This window comes from Mycoplasma sp. HU2014 (assembly GCF_001199495.1).
Lineage (GTDB): Bacteria > Bacillota_I > Bacilli_A > Mycoplasmatales > Mycoplasmataceae > Mycoplasma.
This window is the reverse complement of record NZ_LFYS01000027.1, coordinates 1-3347: the sequence shown is the minus strand read 5'-3', so window position 1 is coordinate 3347 and position 3347 is coordinate 1. Positions and strand designations below refer to the sequence as shown.

Below are 3347 nucleotides of genomic sequence, written 5' to 3'. Positions count from 1 at the left end.
GAAGGATCAGTAGAAATCCAAATCATTGTAGAACCTACTCCAGTTGCTAAACAAAAACTAACTGATTTAGTTAAAGTTAAAACTGGAATTGTAGTAACTGACACAGATAAAGATAATGTTGAAAAAGTTGTTGAAGCAGTTAATGCAAAAAATGCAGATGCAAATTTAGTAGCTAGTGAATTAGAAGTTACAACTGTAAAAGGTAATAAATTAAAACTTTCAGCAAAAGAAAACTCAACTAAATACGAAGGATCAGTAGAAATCCAAATTTTTCCGTGGGTTCTTCGTAGTCTTTAAACAAAATGAACCTTTAAATTTTTAAGTTATAATAATCTTATCAAAGGAAATTAGAAAATTAAACTAATCCAATAAGCCTAATTTTTCTTTGAGTTCGAATGATATGCGATAACATTCATTCTTAACACCTGAAACAAGTCCTGATAGTTCATCGACTACTTCACTGGGCAATCCACTCGGGTGTTTTTTAATTAATATAATTAAAAACTTAATGTATATTTATCATTAAGTTTTTTTATATTTGATTAGATTGTTAGTAGTTAAACTCAACTTACTACTAAAGAAACTCAAGAACAAAAAGGTCGGAAATCCGACTAAATTGTTCGCAAAATGGTTATAATGTTATAATCATAGAGACAACAATAGAGTAAAGGTCATAACAGGAATTAGAAGATCCGGAAAATCAGAACTTCTTTTTACGCTTTATAAAAATTATTTGATATCAATAGGAGTTAAAGAAGAACAAATAATAACCCTACAACTTGATGGGGATGAAAATATTAAATATAGAAACCCTATTCTATTAGGAAAATATATCAGAAGTAAAATAATTAATAATGAGAGATATTATATTTTTATTGATGAAATCCAATTTTGTTATGCAGTAAAAAACCCGTATGTAGAAGAAACAAATCCAAGTATAACATTTGTTGATACAATTTTAGGATTAATGAAAATAAACAATGCAGATATTTATGTAACTGGAAGTAATTCTAAAATGTTATCTTCTGAAATATTAACTCAATTTAGCGATAGAGGAGATGAAATATTTATACAACCCTTTTCATTTGATGAAATATGTTATTTATTTGAAAATCACGACGAGGCACTTACTCACTATTTGATATACGGTGGGATGCCTGAAGTATACAATTTAAAAAATGATGATGAAAAAAGTAAATACTTAAAAAATCTTTTTAAAACAACTTATATTAGAGATATTTTAGAAAGATATAAGATTAAAAATGATGAGCTTGTTTTTGAAATATTATTAGATTTTTTAGCTTCTTCTGTGGATTCATTAGTGAGTTTGAGTAAGTTAGCAAAAAGATTTGATTCAGAAAATAAAATTAAGATCTCGCACAACACTATTAAAAAGCACATTGATTATTGTGTAGAAAGTTTTTTAATAAAAAAAGCTGAGAGATTTGATATAAAGGGTAGTGATTATTTCAAAAAAATTTCAAAATATTATTTTATAAATAATGGTTTGAGAAATGCTCGTTTAAACTTAAGACAAATTGAAGATAATCACATTATGGAAAATGTTATATACAATGAGTTAATTAAAAGAGATTATAATGTTGATGTTGGAATGATTGAATATGAATTTGTTGAAGATAATTCTAAAAAAACTAAACAACTAGAAATTGATTTCATTATTAACAAAAATCATAAGAAATACTATATTCAGTATGCACAAAATGTTTACACTAAAGAAAAAAAGACCAAGAAATCAAGTCATTATTAACTGTTAAAGATAACTTTAAAAAGATTGTTATTGTTAGAGATGATATTATCCCAAGACATGATGAAAACGGGATTTTGTTTATAGGTTTAAAGCAATTTTTATTGGATAAAAATATAATAGATTTATAAATGTAGTATATATTTAAATAAATAATAATTCTATTATTATTTTAGAAGCAAAAATTACAAGTGAAATAGATTTTAACATTAGACAATTATATTATCCTTATAGATTATGAAAATAAAAAGTTAATAAACCAATAAGATCAGTATTTGTCAATTATTCTAATCAAATTAGATTGCTTGAATATGTGTTTAATGATCCAAACGATCCTAATTCTATTAAACTAATGAAACGAAAAAACTATTCATTATGTGACCCTAGAATAACTATCAAAGAAATTTATGAAGTTTATTTAAAGAATAAAGTTATATATAGCGATGATCTAAATCAAAGTAAAACAACTTTTATTCAAACTGATTCATTTTGAAGAATAATTGATATATTAGAAAGATTATCAATTCTAATATATCTGAAATGCAAATAGCTGAGTTAATGAATTTCGATATGAGACAAACTAATTATTACTACAATGCTAATAAATATTTAAAATTATGAGAAAAGAAAAACATAAATAATAAAAAGATAATCTGTTTAACTGAATTTGATAGAAATTTAATGAAACTTTCATATAAACAAAGTCAATTAAAATTAGTTTAATTTTAGAACATAAAATATTTAATAAACTATTTTTACAAACTTATAATAATAAAGAGTTACCTAATAAAAATATAGTAGAAAATATGATGTTAGATGCAAATATTACAAGTAAAAACCTTGTTAATAGAAGATCTAGATCTGTAATTGCTTGAATAAAGTGAATATTTAGTCTTATTAATACTTATTATGAAAACAAATAACATTACATATAGATTAAATTCAAAAAGTCTGCTTAATTAAAGAATTCCAAAAATATACACTATATAAGACAAGATAAAATCATTTCTTCATCCTTTTTTGAAATTTTACCAACTATTCAAGAATCACCTATAATATTTATTTTGTATTTTTTATAAGAGTTAAATACTTTTAGTGCTTCACTAAAAGTTTTTTCATTTAAGAAACCTCTTTCTTCGAATTTATTTTTTATTCTATAACCAATAAATGTAGAAAGCATTTTAATAAATTCTGCTCCATAAATTGAAATATCACTCTTTTTATTTACTTCTTTAAGGTTCAAGTTATCTTGATAAAACTTGTTAACTAGTTCAATTTCTCATCTTTGTTTGTACATTTTATAAATATCAATTGGTTCTAGATCTTGATTAGATATATAAACTATAGTTCCAAACTTATCTTTTAGTTTTTTATAATTTTCTATTGTATATTTTTTACTTTTTAAATAGTCACTGTGTTCTTTTGAAAATCTATTATTATCTCTAAAAGCATAATAAAATTTGTTTTCATGCTTTAGTTTTTTGTAAAAAATGGTGTTGTCTTTATTGCTAAATTTTTCTTCCATATCATAAATATTAAGTTTATGTAAAATACTCAAAGAACGTTTTATAGGAAATATATA

At 23.2% G+C, this 3347-nt stretch carries 2 protein-coding genes and 3 pseudogenes; 4 read left to right on the top strand and 1 reads right to left on the bottom strand.

All coding sequences use genetic code 4. The features are described 5' to 3' along the window. The 4 genes and pseudogenes from AB668_RS05690 to AB668_RS06085 all read left to right on the top strand — a co-directional run. Window positions 1-297 (top strand): hypothetical protein (locus AB668_RS05690; protein WP_050517313.1); only part of this gene is annotated, 297 nt, incomplete at its 5' end. Between the two features lie 376 nt (window positions 298-673). Continuing rightward, a pseudogene (locus AB668_RS01475) lies at window positions 674-1896 on the top strand (ATP-binding protein). A gap of 17 nt (window positions 1897-1913) precedes the next feature. Then, window positions 1914-2315 (top strand): annotated as a pseudogene (locus AB668_RS06090) (DUF6997 domain-containing protein). Beyond that, window positions 2306-2688, top strand: a pseudogene (locus tag AB668_RS06085) (DUF7226 domain-containing protein). Before AB668_RS06090 ends, AB668_RS06085 begins: the two co-directional pseudogenes overlap by 10 nt. Before the next feature lie 59 nt (window positions 2689-2747). Here AB668_RS06085 and AB668_RS01460 read toward each other — a convergent pair. After that, window positions 2748-3347: transposase (locus AB668_RS01460; protein WP_050517310.1), on the bottom strand; the 600-nt coding region annotated here is incomplete at its 5' end.